Origin of the sequence: Collinsella sp. TF11-5AC, assembly GCF_003436775.1 — a bacterium.
GTDB lineage: Bacteria > Actinomycetota > Coriobacteriia > Coriobacteriales > Coriobacteriaceae > Collinsella.
In genome coordinates this window covers 23,580-49,550 of sequence record NZ_QSQO01000011.1, presented here as the reverse complement: position 1 = coordinate 49,550, position 25,971 = coordinate 23,580, and the positions used below count along the sequence as shown (strand labels likewise).

Below are 25,971 nucleotides of genomic sequence, written 5' to 3'. Positions count from 1 at the left end.
GGGCACCTCAGCGGCACTACAGCTCAAAAATCATGCGCTACAGGCGCTCGCGAACCGCCTCGACCACGTTGGCCAGATCGACGAGGGCCTCGTCATGGCTCTCCATGTCGCGCACCTTGACCTTGCCGGCGGCAAGCTCGTCGCCACCCAGGACCAAAATGAGCTTGGCGCCAACCTTGTCGGCCTGCTTAAACTGAGCTTTGAGCGAACGACCCTGGTAGTCGGCCTCGGTCACGATGCCAGCGGCACGAAGCTCCTGCGTGATGGCAAAGACGTTCTGGCGCAGCTCCTTGCCGGCATTGGCGACGTAGACGCACGGGGCCTCCTCGGCACCCAGGTCGCTGCCAAAGGCCTGCAGGGCCAGCAGCGCACGCTCAAAACCGACGGCAAAGCCGACGCCTGCCGTGGGCTTGCCACCCTCGAGCTCGACCAAGCCGTCATAGCGACCGCCGCCACCGATGGAACCGACGCCGGCGCCGGGAGCCTCGACCTCAAAGACGGTACGGGTGTAGTAGTCCAAGCCACGCACCAAGGTGGGATCCTCGACATACTCGATACCCGCCGCATCCAAATAGCGCTTGACCTGCTCGTAGTGCTCGCGGCACTCATCGCACAAGTTGTCGCCCATCAGCGGTGCGTCGGCCATGATCTCGCGGCAGTGGTCGTTCTTGCAGTCGAAGGCACGCAGCGGATTGAGCTCGGCGCGCTCGCGGCACTCGTCGCACATCTCGTCGGCGTGATCGAGGATAAACTGCTTGACCTGCTCGCGATAGGCCGGACGGCATTGGGCATCGCCCATCGAGTTAATGAGCAGACGGAGCTTGGAAAGATCGAAACCAAGGCGCTTGTAGAACTCCATGAGCATGATGATGCACTCGGCGTCTGCTGCCGGATCGGGAGCGCCGAGCCACTCGATGCCCACCTGGTGGAACTGGCGCAGGCGACCCTTCTGGGGACGCTCGCCACGGAACATGGCCTCGGCGTAGTACGCCTTAAACGGCGTGGAGCCCTGGGGCACCAGGTTGTTCTCCACGACGGCGCGCACCACACCGGCCGTGCCCTCGGGACGAAGCGCCAGGCGCTGCTTGGGCTTGAGCTTGCTATCGGTGCCCTCAGCAAAGACGCGCTCCAGGTTGGCGCCGCTAAAGACGCGGAACATCTCCTTGCGCACGACGTCGGTCGACTGGCCGATGCCGTGGACAAACACGTCCACCTGCTCGATGGCGGGCGTCTCGATGGGCTTAAAGCCAAACGGCTCGAACACGCCGGCAGCGATCTGCTGCATCTTTTGCCAGGCGCGCATCTCAGCGCCGATAAGGTCGCGGGTTCCCTCCGCCTTCTGTGCCTGCATGGGCAAACACCTTTCTTTTGTATCGCGTCATAGGTAGTGGTCATTATACGGCACAAACACAAACAGCGGCGGTGCATCTGACCGAACGAGGGTATGGGGACTCGTTCGGCCAGACACGCCGCCGCGGTAGCCACGGACGAAGCGGACAAGCGGCAATGCGCTTTGGCCTATCTACTCCCCCGCCACGCTCGCGCGCAGCTTGGCAGCGATGGGTTCGGACGCCAACAGGAACACGAGCATAACCACGGAGCACACCAGGCACACGATCCAGGTGCTCGCAAAGGAGCCCGTAGCGTCGAACAGCACACCCGAGACGATAGCGCCCACGGTGCCACCGACCATCTCGAGCGAGGTGATGGTGCCCGTGACCTTACCCAGGTCGGCCATGCCAAACTGCTTAGACGCAGCGATCGTGGGCGTAATGGTGCCCATGCACGTTCCGATACCAAAGCTAATGGCAGCCACGATGGGGCCGAGGTCGGTTGCGGGGAAGCACAGGGCGACGCAGGCGACGATGCACGCAACGGACCCCAACACATTGCCGAAACGCAGGCCAAATCGATCATAGATGGCGCCAAGGGAGATCTTGGCGATAACGACGGTAACCATGTAGGCCGAAAGCACGGTGCCTGCCCACATGGGGTCGTGGCCGCCCGTGACGATCTTGGTGCCGTTGACGGTGACGCTCGTCATATTCGTAACCTGGTTGGGCAGGATGGCGCCATTGACAAGGCCCATGAAGAGGAATGCCGCGACGAGCAGCCAGAATGCCGGGCTCTTCTTAATGCGCGACCAACCGACGCTGACCTCGGGGGCCGTATGCTCGTCCTTATCGCCCGCGGTGGAAACAGACGGATCGCCCGGGTTCTCGCCGAGCGGCTTCAGGCCAATCTCGGAAGGTTTGGTGCGGAAGGAATACGCCGTGATGGGCAGCGCCGCCACAATGCAGACGGCGGCAAGCACCAAGAAGGCGGAACGCCAACCCACGCTCACGATCAGCGAGCTTACGATCGGCGAGAGAATGGCACCGCCAAAGCCTGAGCCCGAAAGCGCAATGGAGATAGCAAGGCCGCGCTTGGCCGTAAACCAGTTGGCAGTCACCAGGCTAATGAACAGGCGGGTCGAGGAGACAGCGAAGCAGCCCGAGACGGCAAAGAGCACGTAGACCTGCCACAGCTCACCGACAAAGCTCATGCCCACGAGCACCGCCGAGGTGGCTATGACGGTAAGCGAACCCAAAATGCGACCACTAACCTTGTCGGCAACATGGCCAATGACAAGCGATCCGATAACGCTCACCACCGTGGAGATCGCATTGGAGATGTTGTACTGGGCAAGCGTGATCCCGAGGTCGCTGACGATGAGCGGCTGGAACAGGCTCATGCAGTTGACGAAAATGGTGTAGCACGTGGCCATGATCACAAAGCCGGAGGCCACCACGAGCCAGCCGGGGAAGAACTTACGTTACTGAGACATGCTGTTCCTTTTTTAAACAAACGAGCAGCAAGATTGGGTGCTACCGGTGGTCGGCGATGTAGCCCAAAGCGACGGCGGCATAAGCCGCGGCGCCAAGGGGAAGCTCGGCATCGCTAAAACGTGCCTTGGGATGATGCTGAGCAAAATGCTCGTCCGTATCAGTCACGGCAGCGCCCACGGTAAAGTACGCACTCGGGATCTCGCTCGAGATCAACGCGAAGTCCTCGCTCGCCATGGCGTGGAACAGCGGCAGGAAGGCGGACTTGGGCAGCACCGCGCCCACGTAGCCAAGCGACGCCTGCGTCATATCGTCATCGAGTACGAGCGGGGGAACATCCGAGAGCGTCTCAATAGTCGCCGGCGTACGATAGGTCGTGGCAACGCCTTTGACGACCTCCGCGATGCGGGCCTTGAGGTGCTCCATGAGCTCGACATCGAAGCCACGCAGCGTTCCCTCGAGCACACAAGTGTCGGGAATGACATTTGCGGCCTGACCGCCGGCGAACTTGCCAACGGTAAGCGCGACCTCCTTGGCCGCCGGCACCTCGCGAGCGATAAGCTCCTGAAGTGCCAGATGCACGTGCACACCCGCCGTAATGGGGTCGATGCAGATCTCGGGGCTCGAGCCATGACCGCCCTTGCCCTGCAACGTGATGCGGAAACCGTACACGCCCGAGAGCGCCGGACTGCCGTAAAGCACCAGGCCAAGCGGCGACTGGCTATTGACATGCATGGCAAAGGCGACCTGAGGGCGCGGGTTCTGCAGCAGACCGTCGGCGATGGCGGCGCGGGCACCCTCAAAGGTTTCCTCGCCCGGCTGGAACAGCAGCTTAACCGTGGCGTTGGCATCAACAAGCTCAGTCTCGCGCGCTTTGAGCATACGAGCCGCACCAAGCAGCGCCGTCGCGTGCATATCGTGACCGCAAGCATGCATGCAGCCGTTGACAGAGGCAAAAGGCTCGCCCGACTCTTCCGCGACGGGAAGGGCATCCATGTCACCGCGCAGCATGATGACCGTGCCGGCCTGATCGTCCGTGCACGTACCGTTGCCCTGGGCCGCCACGGCCGCACCGGCACCGATGAGGCCCACAACACAGGAGCCGTCGACGAGCGTGGCAAACGGGATGCCCATCTCGGTCAGACGTGCCTGGATATACGCAGAGGTTTGCGGAAGTCGATTACCCAACTCGGGCGTCTGGTGCAGGTCGTGGCGCCACGCAGCGAGCTCGTCTGCAAAAGCCTGAGCTTCTGCAACGAGACCGTCGCCGATAGCGGTCTGCGCCGCTGTGGTAGCCTGAGGCGCTGGTTGCGGTTGAAGATCGGAAAGAGCTGGTGCCATAAATGCCCTCCAGTAACGTTTTTGCAGCAAGCACTTTGATAGCGTAAAGTGCAAGGTACAACTTTAAGGGCGACGCATAAAAAATGCCGCCCCGAGAGGGCGGCGCAACAAGTTGTTTACAATTGCGGGCGCAGCTTTTTGCGCAAAAAATCGAAGCGAGTCTCGCTCAAGATAATCGACAGGAAGATGAGCACGAAGCCGGCGAGCAGGCGCGAGGTGAGCGCCTCCCCCATCAGCAGCACCGAGAACAGCACACCCGAAGGCGACTCCATCGAAAGAAGCAGTGAGCCCGTCGAGGCGGGAACATGCGCCAAACCGACGTTTTGGACGAGCAGCGCCACGCATGTGCAGCCCACCGAGAGGAAAACAGCCACACCGATAAACTCCGGCGTCCATGCAGAGAGGGGCGCCTGTGTCTCGAATAGCAGCGACGTGATTAAACTCAAAACGCCATTGCCCACAAACATCCAAAACGTGATGACGTTGATGTCCATCTTGCGACCGTACTTGGCAGTCACCGCCATCTGGATGGCGAAGAAGATCGCGCCGCCCAAGGTAATAACATCGCCGGCATTGAACTCGACGCTATCGAGCGCTACCAGGCCAATACCCGCCAGGCACAACAACGCTGCACCCAGGTTATACCGGGTAAGCTTTTCACCGCTCAGGACATAGCTTGCAAACGGCACAAGGATGCAATACGTGCCGGTCAAAAAAGCGCTCTTGCCCGCCGTGGTCTGTGCCAGGCCGATCGTCTGCAAACCGTAGGCACCCCACATGAGCGCACCCATGCCAAGCCCGACGATCAGGTTGCGGGCATTGAAATGAGCGATGATGCGCTTATGGAAAATTGCAAACATAACCAGTGATGCCGGGAGAAAGCGAACATAGACCAGCTCGAACACCGGAATGGTGTCGAGTGCGTCCTTCATAGTGGTAAAGGAGTAGCCCCAGATAATCGCCACCGAAAGCAGTAGAACTTTCCAGAACAACGGCGAGCGTGCGCCGGCACCCCGGGGAATACCACCCGCGCCCAAATCCTCACGGGCTACAGGGCTATCGGGCATGTTTTCGATTTCGTTGGCAGCGTATTGGGCCATGGAACATCCTCGCACTCAATCTGGGCGTGGTGTCCGCACGCGTATGGCTGCGTGCCGCCTCATGGTCAAATAAAAACGGGACGCGCCGGACCCCCGGCACGCCCCGCTACTGTAGCAACAACCAAGCAGCCCGTGCAATTCACCGCACTAAAGCGTTTTGTTCCGCCGTTCTACCGAACGGCGGACCGGCCGACGCTGCGCGAGCCGCATTCACGCCAATCTGACGTTCAATTTCAAGGGCGCGACCAGAAGGTCAGCGCCCTTTCATTTCACGTCACCTTGGCGCAAATGCGGCTCGCTCGCTGGCATTAGCGCTGCATCGGCGTTAACGTTGCTGTACTAGATAAGCTTTGTTGATTCCAGCTTTTCGATGATCCAGTCGTTGGCTTTGATGACCGGACGGCGGAAGACGACGCCCAGGGCCAGCGACGGAATCAGATAGCTCGCCAAGATACCCAGCTCGACCCAGTACTCCATATGATACGCACCGGCCATGGCGGCATGCATGGCGTTGATGCCGTGGGTGAACGGCAGGAACGGATAGATCGCCTGGAACACGGGGCCGGTCATCTCGATGGGGAACGTGCCGCCCGAACCGCCGACCTGCATGACCAGCAGCACGACGGCGAGCGCCTTGCCGATATCGCCAAACGACACGGTGAGCGTGTAGACGATATTGGAGAACACGAGACTCGCGACCCAGCCCGCCAGCACAAACTGCAGCGGGTTGTCGCACTGAATGCCAAAGAACAGAATGTCGCCCGCGCACACGAGCGTTGCCTGCAGCAGGGCCAAACCGCCAAAGAACAGGTAACGGCCCAGGTAGATCTCGTGCAGGCGTACGGGGATGAGCTCGTTGATAAGTTCATCGTCAACCGACACCTTCATCATGGCTGCCAGCACGATCGAGCCGACCCAAAGCGACAGAATCGTGTAGAACGGCGCCATGGCCGAACCGTAGTTGCGGATCGGATAGACCGGCTTGCGATCGAGCGCGACGGGACCGGAAAGCGACACGGCCAAACCCTCGGGGTCGTTGCCAATCATCGTCTTGATCGTGGCAAGGTCGTCCGACATCAGGGCGCCATCGAGCTCGTCCTTAAAGGCGCTGATCTTGTCCGATGCCTCACCCAGCTGATCGGAAGCCTTGTTGACCAGCGTCGCAGCCTTGGAGAGGCCCTTTGCGAGCGAGCCAGAGGCGTCGGTCAGACCGCTCACGGCGCTATCCAAGTCACCCGAGATACCGTTCAGGGAATCCAGAACGCCCGAAATGGTCTTCTTGAGCTCCTTGGCCTTAACCGAGAACGTGGAATCGTAGTCGGACTTGGCTCCCGAGATACCCGCCTTGGCATCGGCGATGGCCTGGTCGACCTCGGCACGCGAGTTGTTGACCTCCGCCATGCCGTCCGAAAGGGACTTTGCGGTCGCCGTCAGGTCCTTCGCATTGTTGCGGTACTCCACGGCAATTCTGCCCAGCGACGTCGCAGCGGACTCGAGACCGTCTTTGAGCTTGTCATCACTTACCTGGTCGGCAAGGTTACGGAGCTGATCGGTCATCGCATCGATATCGTCAGCACGCGTATTGAGCGCCGCTGCGGCTTCGTTGAGCTGAGACACCGTAAGGTCAACATGCTGATTCGCGGCATCGAATGCCTTCGCAAGCTCGGCGGACACGTTGTCGAACGAGCCCGCGCTTCCGTCAATCGCCGCGTCAACGGCATCGTTGGCGGCCTTGAGCGCTTCCTTGGAATCATTGATGCCACTCTTGGCGTGCTCCATCAGCTGCTTCGTCGACTCATCAACGGTGCCCGTCTGCTTGAGCATGCCGCCCGCCGATGTCAGTGAATCGGACGTGGAGCTCAAAATGCCCGCGAGCGACGTCGCACTCGCCTGAACGTCCTGCAGGTCCTCGACCGAATCGCCCAGCGTCGAGGACAGATTGGCGATAAAGCTGCTCACCTGGTCGGTACTCATATAGTCGAGCAGGCTGGACACGGTCTTAAGGCCGATGGTCGTGATGGTCTTGGTAAAGGTCTCGTTGACCTGACTCTGGACGGCGCTCGAACCCTTTTCAGTCACGATCTGTGCGATGGCGTTGGCCTTCTGATTCTCATAGAACTCGATATCGGCGTGCTTCACCTCGGTCGAGAAAAGCGTCATCATGTCGGCGCTAAACGTTTTAGGGATAACGACGGCAGCGTAGTACGCGCCCGACTTAACGCCCTCAATCGCCTTATCACGGTCGTTGAGGACGACCCAGTCGAAGTTCTCGTTGCCGCGCAGGGTGGCGGTTACGTTTTCGCCCACGTTGACCTCGACGGGAATCAGATCGCTCTCGTAACCCTCATCAGTGTTGACCACGGCGATCTTAAGGTTGCCGGTGTTGCCGTACGGATCCCAGCTTCCGGCGATGTTAAACCATGCATAGAGACATGGCACGATGATCAGGCCCATCACGACGACCATGCCGATCACGGAGCGAGACACGTTTTGGACATCGCGCTTAAACAGGTGCAGGATGTTTTTCATTTATGCCTCACCTCCTTTAGAGTGCTTGCCAAGCGAGGTGGTGTCCCCGTCGTTTCCGTTTACGTTGTCAGCGCCGTCGGCATCTTGAGCCTTACGATGCGCACCGATATGCGACAGACGGCTCGTAGGCTGTTCGCCTCCCTTGGCGCCACGCTCGCTGGCGTTGAGACCAAACATGCGACGGGCGGCAGGGATGGCAGCCGTGTGCTCGCGCATCTCGCGGCGAAGGTCCTCGTCCGAAAGCGCCGAGATACGCATCTGGGTATTGAGGCTCGCACGGATGTATTCGATGTTGATGAGCCAGCCGCAGATGGCGATAACCGAAATGATCCAGATAACGAGCAGGATGATCTTGCCGTTATTGTCGATATCGAGCACCGTCGAAAGCACAAAGAGCAGAACCTGCACGCCTACCACGGCGGCAAAACCGCCCTTGATGTAGTACGGGTAGCGATGCTCAAACGCCACGGCATGATCGAGCAGCTCGCGACGGTACGAATCCGAATCGAGCATGACGCGCATGGCCGTGCGCAGCGAATAGCGCTGGCGCGGCAGGTCGTTGGACTCGCAGATCATGAGGCCCGTCGTGGAAAGCTGCTTGTCAAAGAGCAGGTTGAGGTTGAGCAGCAGCGGACGCAGCTGCAAGCCAATAAAGAGTGCGATGGCAAGGAACACGCCCAGGATGCACAGGTTGAACAGGTAGTTGAACGAATACATGCCACCGACGGTCTCGCGCAGCAGGTTGATGCCATAGGTGAAGGGCAGCAGCGGATGCAGCCATTGGAAGAAGCCGGGCATCATCTCGATGGGATACATGCCCGACGAGCCGGGGATCTGCACAATGACGAGGATGACGCCAATGGCTTTACCGATATGCTTAAACGTGGTGGACAGCGCATAGATGATGTTGACGTAGGTGAACGAAATAGCGATGCCGCCCAGTACAAAGAGCAGCGGATTGACGCACTGAACGCCAATGACCAGGTCGCCCACCGTAACGATAATGGCCTGGAACGCGCCCAGGATCACCAGCAGCAGCCAGCGGCCAAAGTAGCCCTGACGCGCCGTAAAGCTACCGATGCCCTCGCGGTCGACCTCGAGTTTATAGATAGCGATGAGCACATAGCCGCCTACCCACAGCGCCAGATTGGTGTAGAAGGGCGCGATGCCCGAGCCAAAGCTCTTGACCGGATAGATTGACTTGGACGTCAGCTCAACCGGAGATGCCATGAAATCTGCCACGTCATTGACGTCGACGTCCATGAGGTCGGCTAACTCGCCCATAGACTCAGAGGTCTGCAGCGCCGCAATGTCATTGGCGGCGGTCGCGAGCTTGTCCTGGACCTTGGCAAGCAAGGCATCGGTCTGGGACAGCGTGGTCTTGGCCTGTTTGAGCGTCGCATCGAGTTGGGCCAGCGTGCCGCGCGCGCTCGCTATCGTGGGGGTCATACCCGACACAATGCCGGTCAAATCGCCCGAAACGGCGGCAAAGGAGTCAAGCGCGCTCGAAGCCTTCGGAAGTGCGTTCTGACCCAGATCGGTCTGAGCCTGACCGAGGCTAGCCGTACCGGTCTGAATTGCCGCGTTGAGTGCGTTGCTCGCGTTCGAGATTGCCGTAGCGTCGTTTGCCATGGCGCTCGACTGTGCAGAAAGGCCATCCTTGATGCTCTGCAGCTTCTGGTTTTGCTCGCGAAGCGAATCGATGGTCGATACAATGCGCGCGTCAATTTCCTCGGAACCTGTCGACGTGTCATTAACGAGAATCTCCAAGTGCCCGATAACGGCCTTATTGTGATCGATCGTCGCCTGGAGAGACTCGAGCGAGTTGTCGATGCGGGTGGTCGTAGATGTGACCGTACCCGTTAGCTTGCCAATCGCAGCGTTCGCGGAGGCTGACGTCTTGATGAGTGCAAGGCTACCTTCCGAGAGTGCCTTGGAGAGCGAGGTGATAGAGTTGCCCGCCGTGGCGCGAGCCTCGCCCAGCAGGTCGTTGCCCTGGGAGATTGCCTGCGTCAGCGACGGTGCCTGACCTTGCAAGCCGGCAAGCGCCGCATCAGCCGAGGCGATAGCGCCACTCGTCTTATCGATGGCGGCATTCATATCGCCAATCGAATCGCGCACCTCACCCAAGGTGTCGGATGCCTCGGACACCGAACTTGTCAGCGAGTCCTGAGTCTGGGTTGCCTTGTCCTTTAAATCGATGCCGGCATCCTTGGCGATGCCCGCTACGGTCTCGCCCACCGTGGAGACAAACTCCGAGTTGATCTGCTCCTCGATGGTGTTGGCACCGGTATCGGTGACCTTGGGCGCAATGGCGCTCTTCTTCTCATTGACGTAATAGGTGAGCTTCGGCTGATGGTAATTGCCATCGAGCATCGAGACAAGATTGTCGGAGAAGTTCTTGGGGATTACGATCGCCGCGTAGTATTCCCCGCTCTCGACGCCCTCTTTGGCATCGGCAGCCGAGTCGACGAAGGTCCAGCCCAGCTGATCGTTTTCCTTGAGCTGGTCGACCACCTTATCGCCCGCATTGAGCTCGCCCACTAGGTCGTTTTGGGTACCCTGATCGTTGTTGGCGATAGCGATTTTAATGCCCTGGGTGTTTCCATATGGATCCCAGTTAGCCACGATGTTGTACCAAGCGTACAGCGAGGGGATAACGCACACGCCAAGGGTGACCACCAAGGCGACGGGGTTCACAAGCAGTCGCTTAATGTCGCGCTTGAATATCGCAAAGGAGACCTTTGCATCGGATAGTTTGCTGCCGAGACTCACGCTTGGACCATCCATCCTGTCGTTGAATCAAATCGTACTATCAACAACCATTGTACGTAGGCGCTTTAGCGTCTCGAAGCACAATGGTATTGAGTTTTGCGGGTAGCAATATACTACGAAGATGAGTTAACGTACAGTTGTACAGTATCTCAAATTTCAGCAGGTCGCAAAACCACAACCCGCACAAATTAGCAATCCGAATAGTCATCGGGGGCGTTCTTAAACTACCAGTCAAACAAGAACGTCCCCCAACGACCACTTTTTCTCCGTCCCCAAGGGATCATTATTGGACCGTCGATGTTTTGGTAATGCCAGCGAGCGGTCACCAGAGCGAACAAATTGGCATGAAAAGAGGACGGCATAGACCTTCTGGTCATGCCGTCCTCTTTGAATGACAAGTTGTCGCTCTGGTGCCCGCGCAGCGTCGGCTGGTCCGCCGTTCGTTAGAACGGCGGAACGAAGGGCAGCGTCGAGTGGTTACGCGGTTCGTAGAACCGCGTAACCCCCTAGTTACATCAGCTCGCAGACAGCCGCCGCGAAGGCAACGGGGTCCTCGGGGAGGATACCCTCGACCAGCAGGGCCTGATCGTAGAGCAGGCCGGAGTACTGCCTGATCTTGTCGGCGTCACCTGCCTTCTGGGCAGCGACAAGCTTGTCAAAGACCGGGTGCTTGGCGTTGAGCTCGAGCACGCGCTGGCTCTTGGGCATGCCGTCGGGCGCGCCCTCGGGCCCCTTCTGGAGCACCTTCTCCATCTCGAGCGAAAGCGGACCCTCGGTGGTGATGCAAGCGGGGGCATCGGTCAGGCGCGCGGAGACGGCAACTTTCTCGACCTTGTCACCGAGCGCCTCCTTCATAGCGCTAAAGAGGTCCTCGTTTTCCTTGGTGGCGTCCTCGGCCTCCTTCTTCTCGTCCTCGGTCGCCAGATCAAGATCGCCAGTCGCAACGTTCTTGAGCTCCAGGTGACGATCCTCGACCTCGGGCTCGGCACCGTCGGCAACGGCCTTTTCGGCAGCCTCGCGGGCGGCGTCGTCCTCGTAGATCTTGGGCATATCGGCGGCCACGTACTCACACATAGCCTGGAACGTGAACTCATCCACATCCTGCGTCAGCAACAGCACGTCATAGCCGCGCTCGAGCACGCCCTTTACCACGGGCATCTTGGCCAAGCGCTCACGCGAGTCGCCGGCGGCGTAGTAGATGGCCTTCTGATCCCCGGGCATGCCCTTGGCATACTCGGCCAGGGTGATCATCTTCTGCTCCTTGGCAGACCAGAACAGCAGCAGGTCGGCGAGCTCGTCGGCCTTCATGCCGTAGCTCGAGTAGATGCCGTACTTCAGACCGCGACCAAAGTTCTCAAAGAACTTCTCGTATGCCTCGCGGTCGTTGTCGCGCATGTCCTCAAGATCGGCAGTGATCTTCTTCTCGACACGCTTGGCAATGGCCTTGAGCTGACGGTTCTGTTGCAGCGTCTCACGCGAGATGTTGAGCGTCACGTCGGCAGAGTCCACGACACCGCGCACAAAGTTGTAGTAGTCGGGCAGCAGGTCGTCGCACTTCTCCATAATCAGCACGTTGGAACTGTAGAGCGCCAGGCCCTTCTCGTAGTCCTTGCTGTACAGATCGAACGGGGCGCGACCCGGCACAAACAGCAGCGCATCGTACTCAAGCGTACCCTCGGCATGGAAGCTGATAGTGCGCGCGGGATCGTCAAAGTCGTGGAAAGTGGACTTGTAGAACTCGTTGTAATCCTTCTGCTCAACGTCGGAGCTGCGCTTTTTCCAGATCGGCGTCATGGAGTTGATGGTCTCGAGCTCCTGGTAGTCCTCGTACTCGGGCTTGTAGTCGTCGCCGGCGTCCTCGGGCTTGGGTTTCTGGCGGCTCTTGCTCACCATCATCTGAATCGGGTAGCGCACATAGTTGCTGTACTGCTGAATCAGGCTCTTGAGGCCCCACTCGGTCAGGAAGCGATCGTAGGTCTCGGCCTCGCCGTCGGCGTCGAGCTTCTCGTTCTCGCGCAGCGTCAGGATGACATCGGTGCCGTGCTCGGCGCGCTCGCCGTCTTCGATAGTGTAACCCTCAAGACCATCAGACTCCCACACGTGAGCGGTGTCCTCGCCATAGGCGCGGCTGACAACCTTTACGTGGCTGGCAACCATAAAGGCAGAGTAGAAGCCCACGCCAAACTGGCCGATGATGTCGACATCGGAGCCCTGTTGCTCGGCGTTCTCGGTCTTAAACTCCTCGGAGCCGGAATGGGCGATGGTGCCCAGATTGCGCTCGAGCTCCTCGGCGGTCATGCCAATGCCGTTATCCGAGATGGTAATGGTGCGGGCGTCTTTATCAAAAGAGACGCGAATAGCCAGGTCGCCCTGGTCGAGCTTGACACTCGGGTCCTGCAGGCTCTTAAAGTTGAGCTTGTCGACGGCGTCGCTCGCGTTGGAGATAAGCTCGCGCAGGAAGATTTCCTTATTGGTGTAGATGGAGTTGATCATGAGGTCGAGCAGTTTTTTGCTCTCGGTCTTAAATTGACGCATGTGCAGTCCTTTCGCGCTACCCCCGTCCGCAAAAACGGCCCGGTTGCCCGAGCCGCATCGCAGACCTGCTATGTCCAGACTTAGATTTTATAACCCATTAGCGCGCATATATACATACGGAATCGAAAAACTGTATGTCCAAACGCTCTGATGCGCCAATTGCCAAGGAGTGTCCCCGACTGCCGGCAGGAAAGGAACGTCCCTATCTGCCATCTACGCGCTTGGCCATCCAAACATGGGGCTGGCCCTCGTCTTCGTAGTCCACCGGGGCAATCTGCGTGTAACCCGCCTTGGCATAGAGCGGCAGCACGTATTCCTGCGCGTGCAGCTTAATGAGCTTGGCGCCGGCATCACGCGCGCACGTATCACTGGCCTCGACAATCTTGCTCGCCAAACCGCGACGGCGCATGCTCGGCAGCACGGCCACGCGCCCCATAATGTAGGTCTCCTCCGCCGCGACGCCTTCGTCCAAGTCGCACGCCGGCGACACCGGAGCCTCTGCGTCAGCTGCGCGCTCGAGTTCTTCGGGAAACACGCGCGAGCAACCGGCAAGCTCACCGTCTACATAGAGCGTCACATGGATGCAGTTCGGATCCTCGTCGATAGCGTCAAACTCATTCTCGTAGCCCTGCTCGTCCATAAAAACGACGCGGCGCACCAACGCCGCGTCATCAAAGCATCCCGTCTTAAGTTGGATATCCATAGCTGCCCTTTCATTCAACGCGAACGTTAGGGACAGATTTTAGCGAAAATGAGCTCCGCGCACGCTAAACTTCGCGCGAGCCTTCGCCAGACAGTCGTAATGACCCACGTTATGGGCATCGCTCGCGATGAAGCTGTACAGGTTCTGATCGAACAGGCGCTGTGCCGGCTTTTTCTCGCGACCAAAGCGACCGCCGGCAATAAAGTCCGCCGAAGCCTGCAGCTTGCAGCCCATATCGACCAGGCGCTCCGCCACGCTTACATCCTTTTGAACCGCACGATAGCGCTCAGGATGAGCGATGATCACCTGATAGCCACGGCACTGCAAATCGTAAATCGTGTTCTCGTACTCTCTAAACGCATACGCATCGGCATGCGTCGAAAGCTCGAGCAGAAACTCGTTGGTCCCATCGAAATGCAAGTGATCCGCGGCATCGATACCAAGCTCAACGAGCTTTCGATGGTTGACCTCGAAGCCCATCTGGAGCGGAAAACCGTCAGCGTTATCGCGCAGCAGCTCAAAGGCATCCCACATCTTGTCGTAATCAAAATAGGGATCACGGCAGTGAGGAGTGCAAACGATTCTGGTTACACCGGCCCGCTTGGCAGCCTCGAGCATCGCCAAGCTCTCTTCGAGATCGGCGGCGCCGTCGTCTACACCCGGCAAGATATGGCAATGAATGTCACGCATAGGTCAGCCTTAATCAACTAAACGTTTGCTCGGTTGGTGAAAATGCCCTTTTTGGAAGTGCCCTGATCGTCGGAGCCCTTCTTAACCTTCTTACCGTCCTTGGTGTAGTAAGAATAATAGTACTCGCTGGTCTCGGTCTCACAGTAATTCATGACGGTACCGATGAGCTTGACCTTCTCGGACTTCTTAAGCTGGGCGATAGCGTTGAGCGCCTCTTCGCGCTTGGTAAAGTCCTCGCGCACCACGAACAGCGCGCCGTCGGTCAGGCTGGCAATCTCGGCAGCATCGATGAAGGTGCCGACCGGAGGAGCATCGAAGATGACGTACTGGAACTTAGCAGACAGTGCCTTGACCAGCTTGGCAAAGCGATGGGAGACGATGATGTCGGCAGGATTGGGAATATGCGGCTCAGCATCGAGGAAGTAGAAGTTCTTCTGACCCGTCTCGACAATTGCCTGGTCAATGGAGATCTGCTCGGAAAGGACCGCATAGAGTCCGCCGCGCGAACGAACGCCGAGCATATCGGAAAGGGACCTGCGGCGCATATCGGCCTCGACCAGGAGCACGGACTTGCCGCTCGTGGCGATTGCCTGAGCAAGGTTAATGGAAACCGTAGACTTGCCCTCGTTGGGAATCGAGGAGGTAACGGTGATGGTGCGAATGGGGTCATCCACGCTCGCAAAGCGGATGTTGGCCAGAAGGGTCTTGGCGGCATTCTGCACAACGAGCTTATCGGTGTTCTTTGCCTTAGCCATGCCTATTTACCACCTTTCATAGCCGGAATTCGGCCAACAACGGGAATACCCAGGAGCTCTTCTGCCTCTTCGGCACCGCGGATGCGGGTATTGAGCATGTCCGCCAAAACGACATAGGCAACTGCGATAAAGATACCGGCGAGGAACGCGACGGCAATATACAGCGTGCGCTTGGGGCCGCTGGGGGCTTCGGGGGTCTTAGCCTCGTCGATAACGTTGATGCTCTGGGCAGCGCCGACGTTCTGAGCGACCGTACTCACCGAGCTGGCAATGGCCTTTGCGACCTCAGCCGTCTCCTTGGCATCGGTGCCGGTAACCGAAAGCGTAATGACACGCGTGGTGGTCTCGGAGGAAACAGACACCTTGTAGTCATCCAAATCGGTGAGGCCCAGTTCTTTGGCGGCGCCGCTCTTAACGCTATCGCTATCCAGCAGCGTGGCGATATCGTTGGAAAGCATCTGGCTCGCCGAGAGATCGTTGTAGCTCATCTGACCGCTATCGTCGGTCTTGGCGAGAATGTACATGCTCGTCGTCGCGGTATAGGTGTTGTCCATCGCAACGAAGGACACGATGCCCATGGCGATCGCGCAGACCACCGGAAGGGTGATGACCAGCTTGAGGTGCTTCTTCAGCAGCTGGAACAGTTCGAGAAGGGTCATGCAGCTTGCCTTTCATTTCCCCAGTTCGGATTGACAAAACTGTCCGTATGTTATCGCATCTTTTTACCGAGACCAAACTCTATACATAAGAAACAGGCTCTCCTGTAAAAATGTCGGAAGCAATCGTAAAATTGCACAACAACGCCGCACCCGAAAGTCAAATGCGGCGTCTACATCAATATCTGTGTTGTATCGCTATGCGAATGGCTCGTCCTGCTGTATGGGAAACGTCACCGTAATGGTGGTTCCCACGCCCAACTCGCTCGACAGATCAAGCGTGGCGTGATGATACAGGGCCGCATGCTTGACAATGGCAAGCCCCAGGCCGGTTCCGCCGCGTGCCTTGGACCTACTCTTGTCCACGCGATAGAACCGCTCAAATACCTTGCCCTGTTCTTCAGGCGCGATACCGATTCCCGTGTCGGCGACAGCGAGGAACGGATGGCCTTCGTCGTTAGTGCCGCACTGCAGCGTAACCGTACCGCCGGGCCGATTGTAGCGGATGGCGTTGCTTGCCAGATTATAGATGAGCTCGTCGACCAAGCGCGACACGCCTTCGATGACCACAGGCTTGGTCTCATGACTTATCGTCACATTCGCCTGACGGGCAACCTGTTCAAGACGCTGCTCAACCGCGTAGATCGCACGCGAGAGCTCAATAGGCTCCGTGGACCCAATGGGCACTGCCTCGCCTTCAGTTGCACGTTCGGCCTCGTCCAAGTTAGACAGCGTAAGGATGTCGTTGACAAGCGCTGCCAAGCGGCCCGCCTCACGATAGATGCGACCGCCAAAGTTGCGCAGGTCGTCCTCGCCCTCGACCATGCCATTTGCGATGAGCTCGGCATAGCCCGAAATCGCCGTAAGCGGCGTCTTGAGCTCATGGGTGATATTCGCCGTGAACTCGCGGCGCATACGGTCGTTGTCCGCTAGCACCGCCATTTGGCGCTTGAGTTCCTGGCGCTGCGACTCGATACGCTCAAGCATGGGGACCATCTCGGCATAGGCGTGCTCATAGCTACGGCGTGGGTGATCCAAATCCACCTCTTGCAACGGCGCGATGATGGCACGGGACTCACGGCGCGCCATAAAAAACGAGAGTACCGCACCCGCTGCTGCGATAAGCAGCATCGGCGCCAGCATCGACAGCAAAATCGCCGCAACGCCAGGCTGGGCCTGCGCCAAGCGGACGACCTGGCCGTTATCAAGGGTGACGGCGCGATACAGCATAATCTCGTCGAGTGTAGAGCTTGCGCGCTCCGCGGAACCCGAACCACTCTCAAAGGCCTCGATGACCTCGGGGCGATCGCCATGGTTGGGCAGTGTGGAAGGCGACGCCTCGTTGTCGTAGGCAACAGATCCGTCCTTATTGATCAGCGTGATACGAAGATCCTCGCGATCGAGGCTTCGCAAGAACGGAATGGGCTCCTGCTGCTCGTCGAGAGCGGCAGCAATGAGCTCGGTTTCCTGCGCCAGATTGGCACTCGTGGCATCCGCCAAAGTGTTTTGCACAAAGAACGCACCCAGCACCGTAAACGCCACGATAACCGCCATGGCGCAGACAAAGATCGTCACAAAAACGCGGTGCGACAGCGTATGTTTTCCCTGGGGGGCGAAGACCACGGGTTACTCCTCCGATGCGGTGGCCGCGGTGTCGTCGCCTTCGGCACCATCACCGGCAGAAGGCTCGGCCAGGCGATAACCCACGCCGCGCACGGTCTCGATGGCGCTGGCATGCTCGCCCAGTTTTTGGCGAAGCGTCTGCACGTGCACGTCAACGGTGCGCGAACCGCCGTCGAAGTCCCAGCCCCACACGCTCTGCAGCAACGACTCGCGGGTAAAGACCACGCCGGGCTTGCGCATGAGGTACTCGAGCAGGTCGAACTCGCGCAGGGTGAGCTTAAGCGGCTCGCCGGCAACGGTCACCTCGCGATGGCTGGGCGAGAGCACGATGTCGCCCACGCTGAGCACATCGCTCGCCTGCTTGACCATGCCGCCGCGACGCAGCAGTGCGCGGCAGCGGCTCGCAAGCTCCATGAGCGAAAACGGCTTAGTCAGGTAATCGTCGGCACCGCCATCGAGCGCCATCACCTTGTCGAGCTCGGTGTCCTTGGCGGTAAGCATCATGATGGGCACCGTCGCCGTCAGGCGATCGGCACGCAGACGACGCATAATCGCCAAGCCATCGGTGTCGGGCAGCATGATATCGAGCAGCACAGCATCGGGCACCCGTCGCGCCACGGCAGCTTTAAACTCGCCATCACACGAAAAGCCCTCGGCCTCGATTCCCTGCTTGCGCAGCGCGTAGACTGTCAAATCCCTGATGTTGTCATCGTCCTCGACGTAATAGATCATGTTGAACCCCTTTGCGGCCGATATGACCGCATCTTAACCCTAAAGGCACCTGTAAAAGACAGCGTCAGCCAAAACGCCCCGTCAAATAATCCGCGGTGCGCGGATCGGACGGATTCTTGAAGAGTTGCGCGGTGGGCGCGTGCTCCACCAGCTCACCCAGCAAAAAGAACGCAACCGAATCGGAAATACGCGCGGCCTGCTGCATGTTGTGCGTCACGACCACCAGCGTGCAGGTCTCCTTGAGCTCGCAGGCCAGCTGCTCCACCACCAACGTCGACACAGGGTCGAGTGCCGAGGTCGGCTCGTCCATCAGCAGAATGTCGGGCTGCACGGCAAGTGCGCGGGCGATGCACAGGCGCTGCTGCTGTCCACCCGAAAGACCCAGGCCCGACTCTTTGAGCTTGTCCTTGACCTCGTCCCACAGGGCAGCGCGACGCAGGGAGTCCTCGACCAGCTCATCGAGCACGGCGCGGTCGCGCACACCCATACCGCGAGGACCGTAGGCGACGTTGTCGTAGATGCTCATGGGAAATGGGTTGGGGCGTTGGAACACCATGCCCACGCGCTGGCGCAAACGGCAGATGTCGCAATCGCCCAGGATATCTTGACCATCGAGCGCAATCTTGCCCTCGATGCGGCAATCCTTGATGCCGTCGTTCATGCGGTTAAAGCAGCGCAGCAACGTGGACTTTCCGCAGCCCGAAGGCCCGATGAACGAAGTGATCTGCTTGTCGCGGATCTTGATATTCACGTCCTTGAGCGCATGGTGATCGCCATAGAACAGGTCGAGGCCCTCGACGTCGATGCGCGTCGGCGAGGCGGCAAGATCCTCTGCCGTGGGGCGAGTCGCATCCCCAACCTCGCGCTCATGCGCGGCCTCGGCCTGCGCTTCCATGAGTTCTTCAAGCTCCGTGGGCTCCACAGCCGCAGCAGCCGTCATACCGCACACCTCCATATCGATATCAATTCAGCAGTATCGATAGTAGGAATCGCGGCTCATACGCACGTGAGCACATTGTCAAGTGTTTGTAAGGGCACACTGGCTATGCGGCGGGCAGCTCGATGGTGAATATCGTGTGTTCGGGCGTCGATTCACATGCAACGGTACCGCCGTGTGCCGCGATGATCTCCTTGGCAATAGCAAGGCCCAGGCCGGCACCACCGCGATTGGTCGCACGCGCCGCATCCAGGCGATAGAACTTCTCAAAGATCACCTTGAGCTTAGCCGCAGGGATAGGATCGCCCTGATTGATAAAGTGCACGCGCACGCCGCCATCGTCTTGGCGCCTGGCCTCAATCGTGATAGTCGAGCCCTCATAGCTATAGGCGACGGCGTTTTTCATGATGTTGTTGAACACGCGGGCCATCTTGTCGCCATCCACGAGCACCGTCAGGTCCTCGCGAATATCAACCTGGGCTTCCTTATGCTGCTCGTTGAGGATGGGATAGAACTCGTCAGCCACCTGAGCCAGCAGCAACCCCAGATCAACATAGCCGCGCGTGAGCACGATATCGTGGAAGTCAAAGCGCGTGATATCGAAGAACTCTTCGATGAGCGCATCGAGCCGGCGCGCCTTGTCGAGCGCCACGCCCGTAAAGTGCGCACGTTGCTCAACCGGCAGCTCAGGAGCCTCTTGAAGCAGCGAAAGATAGCCCACCACACTGGCAAGCGGGGTGCGTAGGTCATGTGCCAAGTACGTGACCAGATCGTCCTTGCGATGAGACTCGTCACGCAAGGCCTGCTGCACCTTGCGCTCGCGATCGCGCACACGGTTGAGTGCGCCCTCGACCTCCAGGAAGTCGCCGTCGATGTTGTCCCAGGTGTCGGGGTGATCGATCAGGCGATCTTGAATACGAGCGGCCAGCACACAATCGGCATGCTGCTCGCCCTGCTCATAGCCCTGGTAGTACAGGGCGCGGCCGCAAAAGAACAGCACGCACACGGCAAGCGCCAGCACAAAGCCAAGCATGTTGAATACAAAGCCGGCATCGAACAGCACCGGCCCTTCGATGCCGCCGAGTGCCATGGCGCCAATCGCCAACGTCATGGCCCACGCGGCACCGCCAATCACCACGCAGCGGCGTACGATTTCAAATCGATCGATCAGCAAAAAGCCGACAAGCAGCACCGCCAAGATTCCAGCGATGTTATCGATGCCAATCAGCAGCAGGCTCAGCAAAAAGAGCAGCACCGTTGCAAGTGCGCGGTTGTCGACGACCGACCTCACGTATTCAAAGAGTCGATCGGGCACCTCGAATGCCTGCCTATCGTCTTTTGTCATGTCCACTTCCCCACCATCAAAGGCGCTATTCGATTATGTAGCCGACGCCCCAGACGTTTTTGATAAAGCGCGGCTTTTGAGCGTCGTCGCCAATCTTTTCGCGCAGGTGGCGAATGTGCACCATCACCGTATTGTTGGAGCCGGGCATAAAATCCTCGTTCCACACCGCGCGGAACAGATCCTCCACGGCTACCACGCTGCCGCGATGCTCAACCAGATACAGCAAGATGGAATACTCGATGGGCGTGAGGCGCACCGGTGCACCGTCCACCGTTACGGAACGAGCATCGCGGTTGATCTCCAGGCCGTCGAGCTGGATGGTCGGCGACTCGGCCGCCTGCGAGCGGCTACCGTAGCTGGTGTAGCGGCGAAGCTGAGCGTGCACACGCGCGATGAGCTCCAGCGGACGGAACGGCTTAACCACGTAATCGTCCGCGCCAAGCGAAAGGCCCTCGATCTTGTCTTGCTGGGCATCGCGCGCCGTCAGCATGATCACGGGATAGGTATGGCTGGAACGGATCGTACGCAGTAGCTCAAAGCCATCGATATCGGGCAGCATGACATCCAACAGTGCCAGATCGAACTCCTGCTCCAGGATTGCCTTGGCAGCATCGGCCCCGCTATAGGCAATCTGGACATCAAAGCCCTCTTTTGTAAGGTAGATACCAACCAAGTCGGCGATGGCCTTCTCGTCATCAACTACCAAAATGCGCTCGTTCATGCGTGCTCCTCTCGCGCTCCATTATGCCCGAGGCGACGCACGCCACACACAACAAGCGTGGGTGATTAAGTCGGCCTTAAGCACCCTTGTGCCCGTTCGGGCGCGGATGTGGGCCACGCACGCACGCGATGATCGCCGACGCCGGCAAACGATATACTCTAGTTCCAGAAGAGACCATCCCGTCGAAAGCGAAATCCGTGAAGTCCCTCACCTCTTTTGCAAAGCGCTCAGCCCAGCTTGCCGCCGGCTTTGTCTGCGCTATCGCCCTTGCCGCTGGCGCGCCCACCGTCGCCGGCGCCCAAGTGCTCACGACCGACAATGTTTGCGGCAAAACCGCCGATGCGCGCGGCATCACGGCCGAAAACCTGCCCGATATCGATGCGACCAATGCCCTCGTCATGGGCAAAGACGGCACCGTCTACTATGCCCGCGGCGCCGATGAGCAGGTCAAGATTGCCTCGATCACCAAGGTCATGACCGCAATCCTAACCGTCGAGAATTGCAAGATGGACGAGAAGGTCACGGTGAGCAACGCCGCAGCCACCGTGGGCAATTCAACAGCCGGCCTACTCGAAGGCGACGAGCTCACCGTGGAGCAGGCACTGCGCGGCCTGATGATTCCCTCGGGCAACGACGCCGCCATCGTGCTCGCCGAATATGTGGGCAAGAAGATCGACCCTAAGACCAAAGATGCCGAGGCAACATTTGTGAAAGCCATGAACGAGCGCGCTAAGAAGCTCGGTTGCACCGGCACGCTTTTTGAAAACCCGCATGGTCTGGACTTTGATGAGTGGGCTGGCGATATGCACTCAACCGCACACGACGTAGCGCTGATGATGCAAGAGGCCATGAAAAACGACACGATCCGCGAGGTCGTAGCGAGCGAGGATTCCTGGATCGAGGTCACGGGCGCCGACGGCACCGACCATTCGCATTCCATGGACACGCATAACTATTTGCTAGGCCAAGATGGCAACATCGGTGGCAAGACCGGCACCACCGATGATGCAGGCTATTGCTTTACGGGTGCCTACAACCGCGATGGCGACGAGATCTACACCGTCGTTTTGAACTCCACCACCACCGACCAGCGCTTTACCGATACCGCAACCCTTGCCAATTGGTACTACGGTCACAAGGTGACGGTCGCAATCGCCAACACGCAGGAAAAGACCGCCAACGGCAACCCGCTTATGGCGCGCATTGGCCAAACCGACTGGACGGATAAGACGATCGACGCCACGCTCGCCGATCCTACGGCGCAAGCGACCGTGTTTTCCCTTGCCGGCGAGGTGACCGAAAAGGTTAGCTACGACGATCTTTCGGGCACGGTGCATGTGGGCGACAAGGTGGGCAGCGTTACGCTCAAGCAGGATGGCACCAAGATCGCCGTCATGGACCTGGTTGCCGACGAGGAAGGCGCAGGGCCGAATCCCATTGAATGGCTGCTCGTGAAGCTCGATCGCTTGGGCCGTCGCATCGACAACCGCCCACTCACGGCAGAAAGCGAGACCGTCGCCAAGGCGCCCGAGGTGTAGGGCGCAAGAATAATAAGTCCACTGAAAGGAGGCGTCCGAAAGGATGCCTCCTTTTTTGAGGGTTCGAATCCCCAGCTAACGTGGTTCAACTAAAAAAGGGTCCCTTTCGGAACCCTTCTTTAAAGTCTTACTGGCGGAGAGCTGGGGATTCGAACCCCAGATGCCCTTTTGGGGCATACTCGCTTAGCAGGCGAGCACCTTCGGCCTCTCGGTCAGCTCTCCGTAACAGCCGTTCTATAGTAACCAAACAGCCAAGGATGAGCAAGAGGAAATTTTCTAATTGCCTAGCAGCCTTTCCTTCTTGAAAGCTTCGCCTACCCCAGCGAGCGGTTGAGGGAGCCGAGCTCGTCGTTGCCCATGGTGCGCCACATTTGGAAGATACAACCGCGCGCCAGGAAAAAGAAACCGTTGTCGACCAGTTGCACAGCGGCATCTGCCAGCTGATTCGTCACGGCGGACACTGGCGGCAGCTCTAGTCCAGCCTTATGGATGGTCTCGACCGCTTCCTCGAACGTCGGAGGCTCGCTGACGCCCATCTCGTTCATAAGGCCCTGCATTTCTTCCAGCGCGCTGCTGCCCGACTCCTCGCCGCGCGGCACCAGACGGTAACAAGCCAGCGCCAGGTCGAGCTGATCGCAATTCCAATAGGCAAACGCCAAGCGATAGAACAGGTAGCCGATTGCAGAACGATCGCTGGCAATACGTAGGCCGTGGCGCGCCACCTCGATAATCTCGTCAAAGCGCTCCAGACGCGCAAGCACGTTGATGAGCGCAAAGTGCGACTGCATGGACGAGCGCGCCAGATCGTAAAGATGGCGCACCTCGGGCAGTGCTCGTTCAAAGTCCTCTTGCTCGGCGTAAAAGCTGCAGATCTCGTGCTGGGCAAAGTACAGCGCATCGGGCGCACGAAGGATTCGCACAGAGCGGTCTTCTTCCAACACCGGTAGCACCATGCGCACCAGCTGGTTATCGCAAAACTGCGTTTGAACCGGACCTGTCGCCAAAAGCTCGGCGACGGCGCACTTAGCCTCCAACTCCTCAACAAGACGGGAAAAGCCTTCAAAAGCACCTGTACGGTCGACTTTTGCCTGCTCGCGCAATTCAACAACACGGGCCACGTATGGGTCGTCGTCCTCTTCCATGACCTCCAGCTCGTCAGCCGTATCGGCAAGCAGCAGATCGCGCAGCGCCGGCGGCAGCATGCGATGGTCATCACGCGGACGAGCATGAACCTCCGCCGGCTCAATCGTCTCCGGAGCGGTTGACTCATACGCCTCAAGCACACGCTTGCACGGCATATCGTCCATGTCCATGCTCTCAAGATCCTTGGCGACAGGCACGCAATCGGCCAGATAGGCCGCGCGCCCAAAGAAATACGTTGCGACAACGCACTCGCCCTGCTCACTGTCGGGAGCAGCAATCTGCACATAGCAGCGCGTGATGCAGGTGCCCGCGGCAAAACACGCTGCCGCAAGCGTGAGCGCCACGCGCGCATCGTGCTCCGCGGCCCAGATCGTGCGCGTGTCCTCGTCCAGCTCGTGCCAGGCGTCATCTTGAGCGTCGTATTCACGTTGCGGCATGGCATCAACGACAGACTGCCCAAACCGAACGAGCATAATCCCCTCGGCAACGTTTGCCCGATAGGTATAGTCGAGCCGCGTGACCACGTTAAGCGCCTCGACAATACGCGCGAAGCGGGTACGCACATCCCACTCACCGCCCGGCTGGCAAGCCACCGTACCCGGTTTGCCCCACGGGTTATCGCTCGAGGCCGTATCAAGCAGTCGGGGAACATCGTTGGTCGTCTTGGCGATATGCCACGCATCAAAGAGCGCGCAGCCCTCAAGGCTCGGCGAGGATGCCGCAGGGACCAATCCGGCCCCGATGTGCTCAAGGATGCCGGAGAGACGGTTAAGACGGCACTCGATGGCAAGCAGCATGTCAATCTCGTCCTGGTCCAGCAGGCTGCGATCAAAATTGAGATAGAAAAGCTTTGAGCGATCGATGCGAGCCAGGCTCATCTCGGACTTAGCGGCGATGGTGCGCAAGCGAGGCAAGTCAATTTCACTCATAAGGGCGGCGGCATAGCGCTCGATACCGCTCGGATTCTCGGCATGGTCAACGCGGTAGAGCAGCGTCTCGATAGCGTCAGGTAGCGGTGTCGTGTTAAAGCCCAAAAACACCTCGACCGGCTCGGGCAGCTTTACGAGCTTGATCTTGTCGACAACGTTTTGCATACCCTCGTCGAGTCCGTCGGCGTCCGCCGTGCTCGCAATGGTATTTTCGGAGTCAGCGAATATCACGTAGCGCAGGAACATCGATGCCATGAACTCACCGTAAGGAAGGGAGCGGGTCGAATTCCATGTCTCGTGATCGGACTGCTCGCGCATGGGACCTTCGGGAGAGCCGACGGTTCGCGCGCACGCGCGCATCGTGCCGTTTGCTCCCCTCACCATAATCTCACCAATACCGGAGTCCGACTCGTCAAGGACCAGTTCCATGTCGGGATCGTTGGGCAGCGGAGCCTCGCTGACGGGGCGGTCCACCTTGTACACCTCGCCCGAAACGCTTACGTAGCCCAAAAGCGACACATGGCTTTTGCCAACGAATTCGACGACATAACAAGATTCATGCTGATCCTCGCCAAAGAGTTTCCAGACCACGCCATATGAGCGTCCCGCAGGCTGCTCGGGCATCGCCGGAAAGCGCTTCTTGGGATCGAGAAACCTGAGCTTGTATGTCGGACGCTCTGCCACGGAATATCACCCTGATCGGTCGCTTGAAGAAGGAGTGGTCGCGAATAAGTCGCGACATCTACTCGGAATCTTACACGAGTCGACAGGAAATCGTCCGCTTTACGCCCGCGCCTCGACCGAGGTTCGAATCAATGCGGTGTTTACGTAAAAGAAAAGCCCCCGTTGCCGGGAGCTTTAATCTCAAATGGTGCGGCGTATAGGATTCCGCGCATCCGCTGCGCGGATCCGCACCGGCTTCGCCCGCCTGCCGGCGTGCTCGCCCGCGGGCTAAAAACGCTCCGCGTTTTCTTTACGCCCGCGCCTCGACCGAGGTTCGAATCCATGCGGTGTTTACGTAAAAGAAAAGCCCCCGTTGCCGGGAGCTTTAATCTCAAATGGTGCGGCGTATAGGATTCGAACCTATGACGTTC

18 protein-coding genes and 1 tRNA gene are annotated in these 25,971 nt (G+C 58.9%); 1 reads left to right on the top strand and 18 read right to left on the bottom strand.

Features of this window, described 5'->3' with window-relative positions; all coding sequences use genetic code 11:
• Positions 1 to 37: 37 nt before the first annotated feature.
• The 16 genes from hisS to DXD16_RS06335 form a co-directional block, all read right to left on the bottom strand.
• Positions 38 to 1,351: a histidine--tRNA ligase gene (gene hisS, locus DXD16_RS06410; protein WP_117645931.1), complete on the bottom strand. Its 1,314-nt coding sequence runs from the start codon at positions 1,349 to 1,351 to the stop codon at positions 38 to 40.
• A 171-nt stretch (positions 1,352 to 1,522) separates the two neighbouring features.
• The gene (locus DXD16_RS06405; RefSeq protein WP_233502640.1) at positions 1,523 to 2,767 is read right to left on the bottom strand and encodes an MFS transporter; all 1,245 of its coding nucleotides are present in this window, start codon (positions 2,765 to 2,767) and stop codon (positions 1,523 to 1,525) included.
• Between the two features lie 100 nt (positions 2,768 to 2,867).
• Entirely contained in the window at positions 2,868 to 4,166 is a 1,299-nt protein-coding gene (locus tag DXD16_RS06400; RefSeq protein ID WP_199408134.1) for a M20 family metallopeptidase, read from the bottom strand.
• A gap of 116 nt (positions 4,167 to 4,282) precedes the next feature.
• Positions 4,283 to 5,266, bottom strand: a complete 984-nt coding sequence (locus tag DXD16_RS06395) for a DMT family transporter (RefSeq protein WP_117655509.1) — start codon at positions 5,264 to 5,266, stop codon at positions 4,283 to 4,285.
• Between the two features lie 339 nt (positions 5,267 to 5,605).
• The gene (locus DXD16_RS06390) at positions 5,606 to 7,795 is read right to left on the bottom strand and encodes a YhgE/Pip domain-containing protein (RefSeq protein WP_117655508.1); all 2,190 of its coding nucleotides are present in this window, start codon (positions 7,793 to 7,795) and stop codon (positions 5,606 to 5,608) included.
• Positions 7,796 to 10,570, bottom strand: a complete 2,775-nt coding sequence (locus tag DXD16_RS06385) for a YhgE/Pip domain-containing protein (protein WP_233502639.1) — start codon at positions 10,568 to 10,570, stop codon at positions 7,796 to 7,798.
• A gap of 510 nt (positions 10,571 to 11,080) precedes the next feature.
• Positions 11,081 to 13,105, bottom strand: a complete 2,025-nt coding sequence (gene htpG, locus DXD16_RS06380) for a molecular chaperone HtpG (protein ID WP_117655506.1) — start codon at positions 13,103 to 13,105, stop codon at positions 11,081 to 11,083.
• Positions 13,106 to 13,307: 202 nt separating this feature from the next.
• On the bottom strand, positions 13,308 to 13,808 hold the full coding sequence (locus DXD16_RS06375; RefSeq protein WP_117655505.1) for a GNAT family N-acetyltransferase: 501 nt from the start codon (positions 13,806 to 13,808) through the stop codon (positions 13,308 to 13,310).
• Between the two features lie 39 nt (positions 13,809 to 13,847).
• Complete coding sequence (locus tag DXD16_RS06370) at positions 13,848 to 14,498, bottom strand: tyrosine-protein phosphatase (protein ID WP_055250497.1); 651 nt, start codon at positions 14,496 to 14,498, stop codon at positions 13,848 to 13,850.
• Between the two features lie 17 nt (positions 14,499 to 14,515).
• Positions 14,516 to 15,253 carry a CpsD/CapB family tyrosine-protein kinase gene (locus DXD16_RS06365; protein ID WP_055250501.1) on the bottom strand — a complete coding sequence of 246 codons (738 nt, stop codon included), beginning with the start codon at positions 15,251 to 15,253 and terminating at the stop codon, positions 14,516 to 14,518.
• A 2-nt stretch (positions 15,254 to 15,255) separates the two neighbouring features.
• Complete coding sequence (locus tag DXD16_RS06360) at positions 15,256 to 15,912, bottom strand: YveK family protein (protein ID WP_055250503.1); 657 nt, start codon at positions 15,910 to 15,912, stop codon at positions 15,256 to 15,258.
• Between the two features lie 195 nt (positions 15,913 to 16,107).
• Positions 16,108 to 17,532 (bottom strand): cell wall metabolism sensor histidine kinase WalK, encoded by a 1,425-nt coding sequence (locus DXD16_RS06355; protein WP_117634258.1) that lies wholly within the window; start codon positions 17,530 to 17,532, stop codon positions 16,108 to 16,110.
• Positions 17,533 to 17,535: 3 nt separating this feature from the next.
• On the bottom strand, positions 17,536 to 18,264 hold the full coding sequence (locus DXD16_RS06350) for a response regulator transcription factor (RefSeq protein ID WP_089572665.1): 729 nt from the start codon (positions 18,262 to 18,264) through the stop codon (positions 17,536 to 17,538).
• 64 nt (positions 18,265 to 18,328) lie between these two features.
• Complete coding sequence (gene pstB / locus DXD16_RS06345; RefSeq protein ID WP_192934545.1) at positions 18,329 to 19,204, bottom strand: phosphate ABC transporter ATP-binding protein PstB; 876 nt, start codon at positions 19,202 to 19,204, stop codon at positions 18,329 to 18,331.
• A 103-nt stretch (positions 19,205 to 19,307) separates the two neighbouring features.
• Entirely contained in the window at positions 19,308 to 20,546 is a 1,239-nt protein-coding gene (locus DXD16_RS06340; RefSeq protein WP_117655504.1) for a sensor histidine kinase KdpD, read from the bottom strand.
• A gap of 25 nt (positions 20,547 to 20,571) precedes the next feature.
• Positions 20,572 to 21,267, bottom strand: coding sequence for a response regulator transcription factor (locus DXD16_RS06335; protein ID WP_117655503.1), 696 nt, complete (start codon positions 21,265 to 21,267; stop codon positions 20,572 to 20,574).
• Positions 21,268 to 21,464: 197 nt separating this feature from the next.
• On the opposite strand from DXD16_RS06335, the gene DXD16_RS06330 reads away from it, so the two are divergent.
• Positions 21,465 to 22,805 carry a D-alanyl-D-alanine carboxypeptidase family protein gene (locus DXD16_RS06330; RefSeq protein ID WP_158548905.1) on the top strand — a complete coding sequence of 447 codons (1,341 nt, stop codon included), beginning with the start codon at positions 21,465 to 21,467 and terminating at the stop codon, positions 22,803 to 22,805.
• A gap of 131 nt (positions 22,806 to 22,936) precedes the next feature.
• Here DXD16_RS06330 and DXD16_RS06325 read toward each other — a convergent pair.
• Both DXD16_RS06325 and DXD16_RS06320 read right to left on the bottom strand, forming a co-directional pair.
• Positions 22,937 to 23,027: transfer RNA gene (locus DXD16_RS06325), tRNA-Ser, on the bottom strand.
• Between the two features lie 92 nt (positions 23,028 to 23,119).
• Complete coding sequence (locus DXD16_RS06320) at positions 23,120 to 25,561, bottom strand: lipopolysaccharide assembly protein LapB (protein ID WP_117655502.1); 2,442 nt, start codon at positions 25,559 to 25,561, stop codon at positions 23,120 to 23,122.
• Positions 25,562 to 25,971 lie beyond the last annotated feature (410 nt).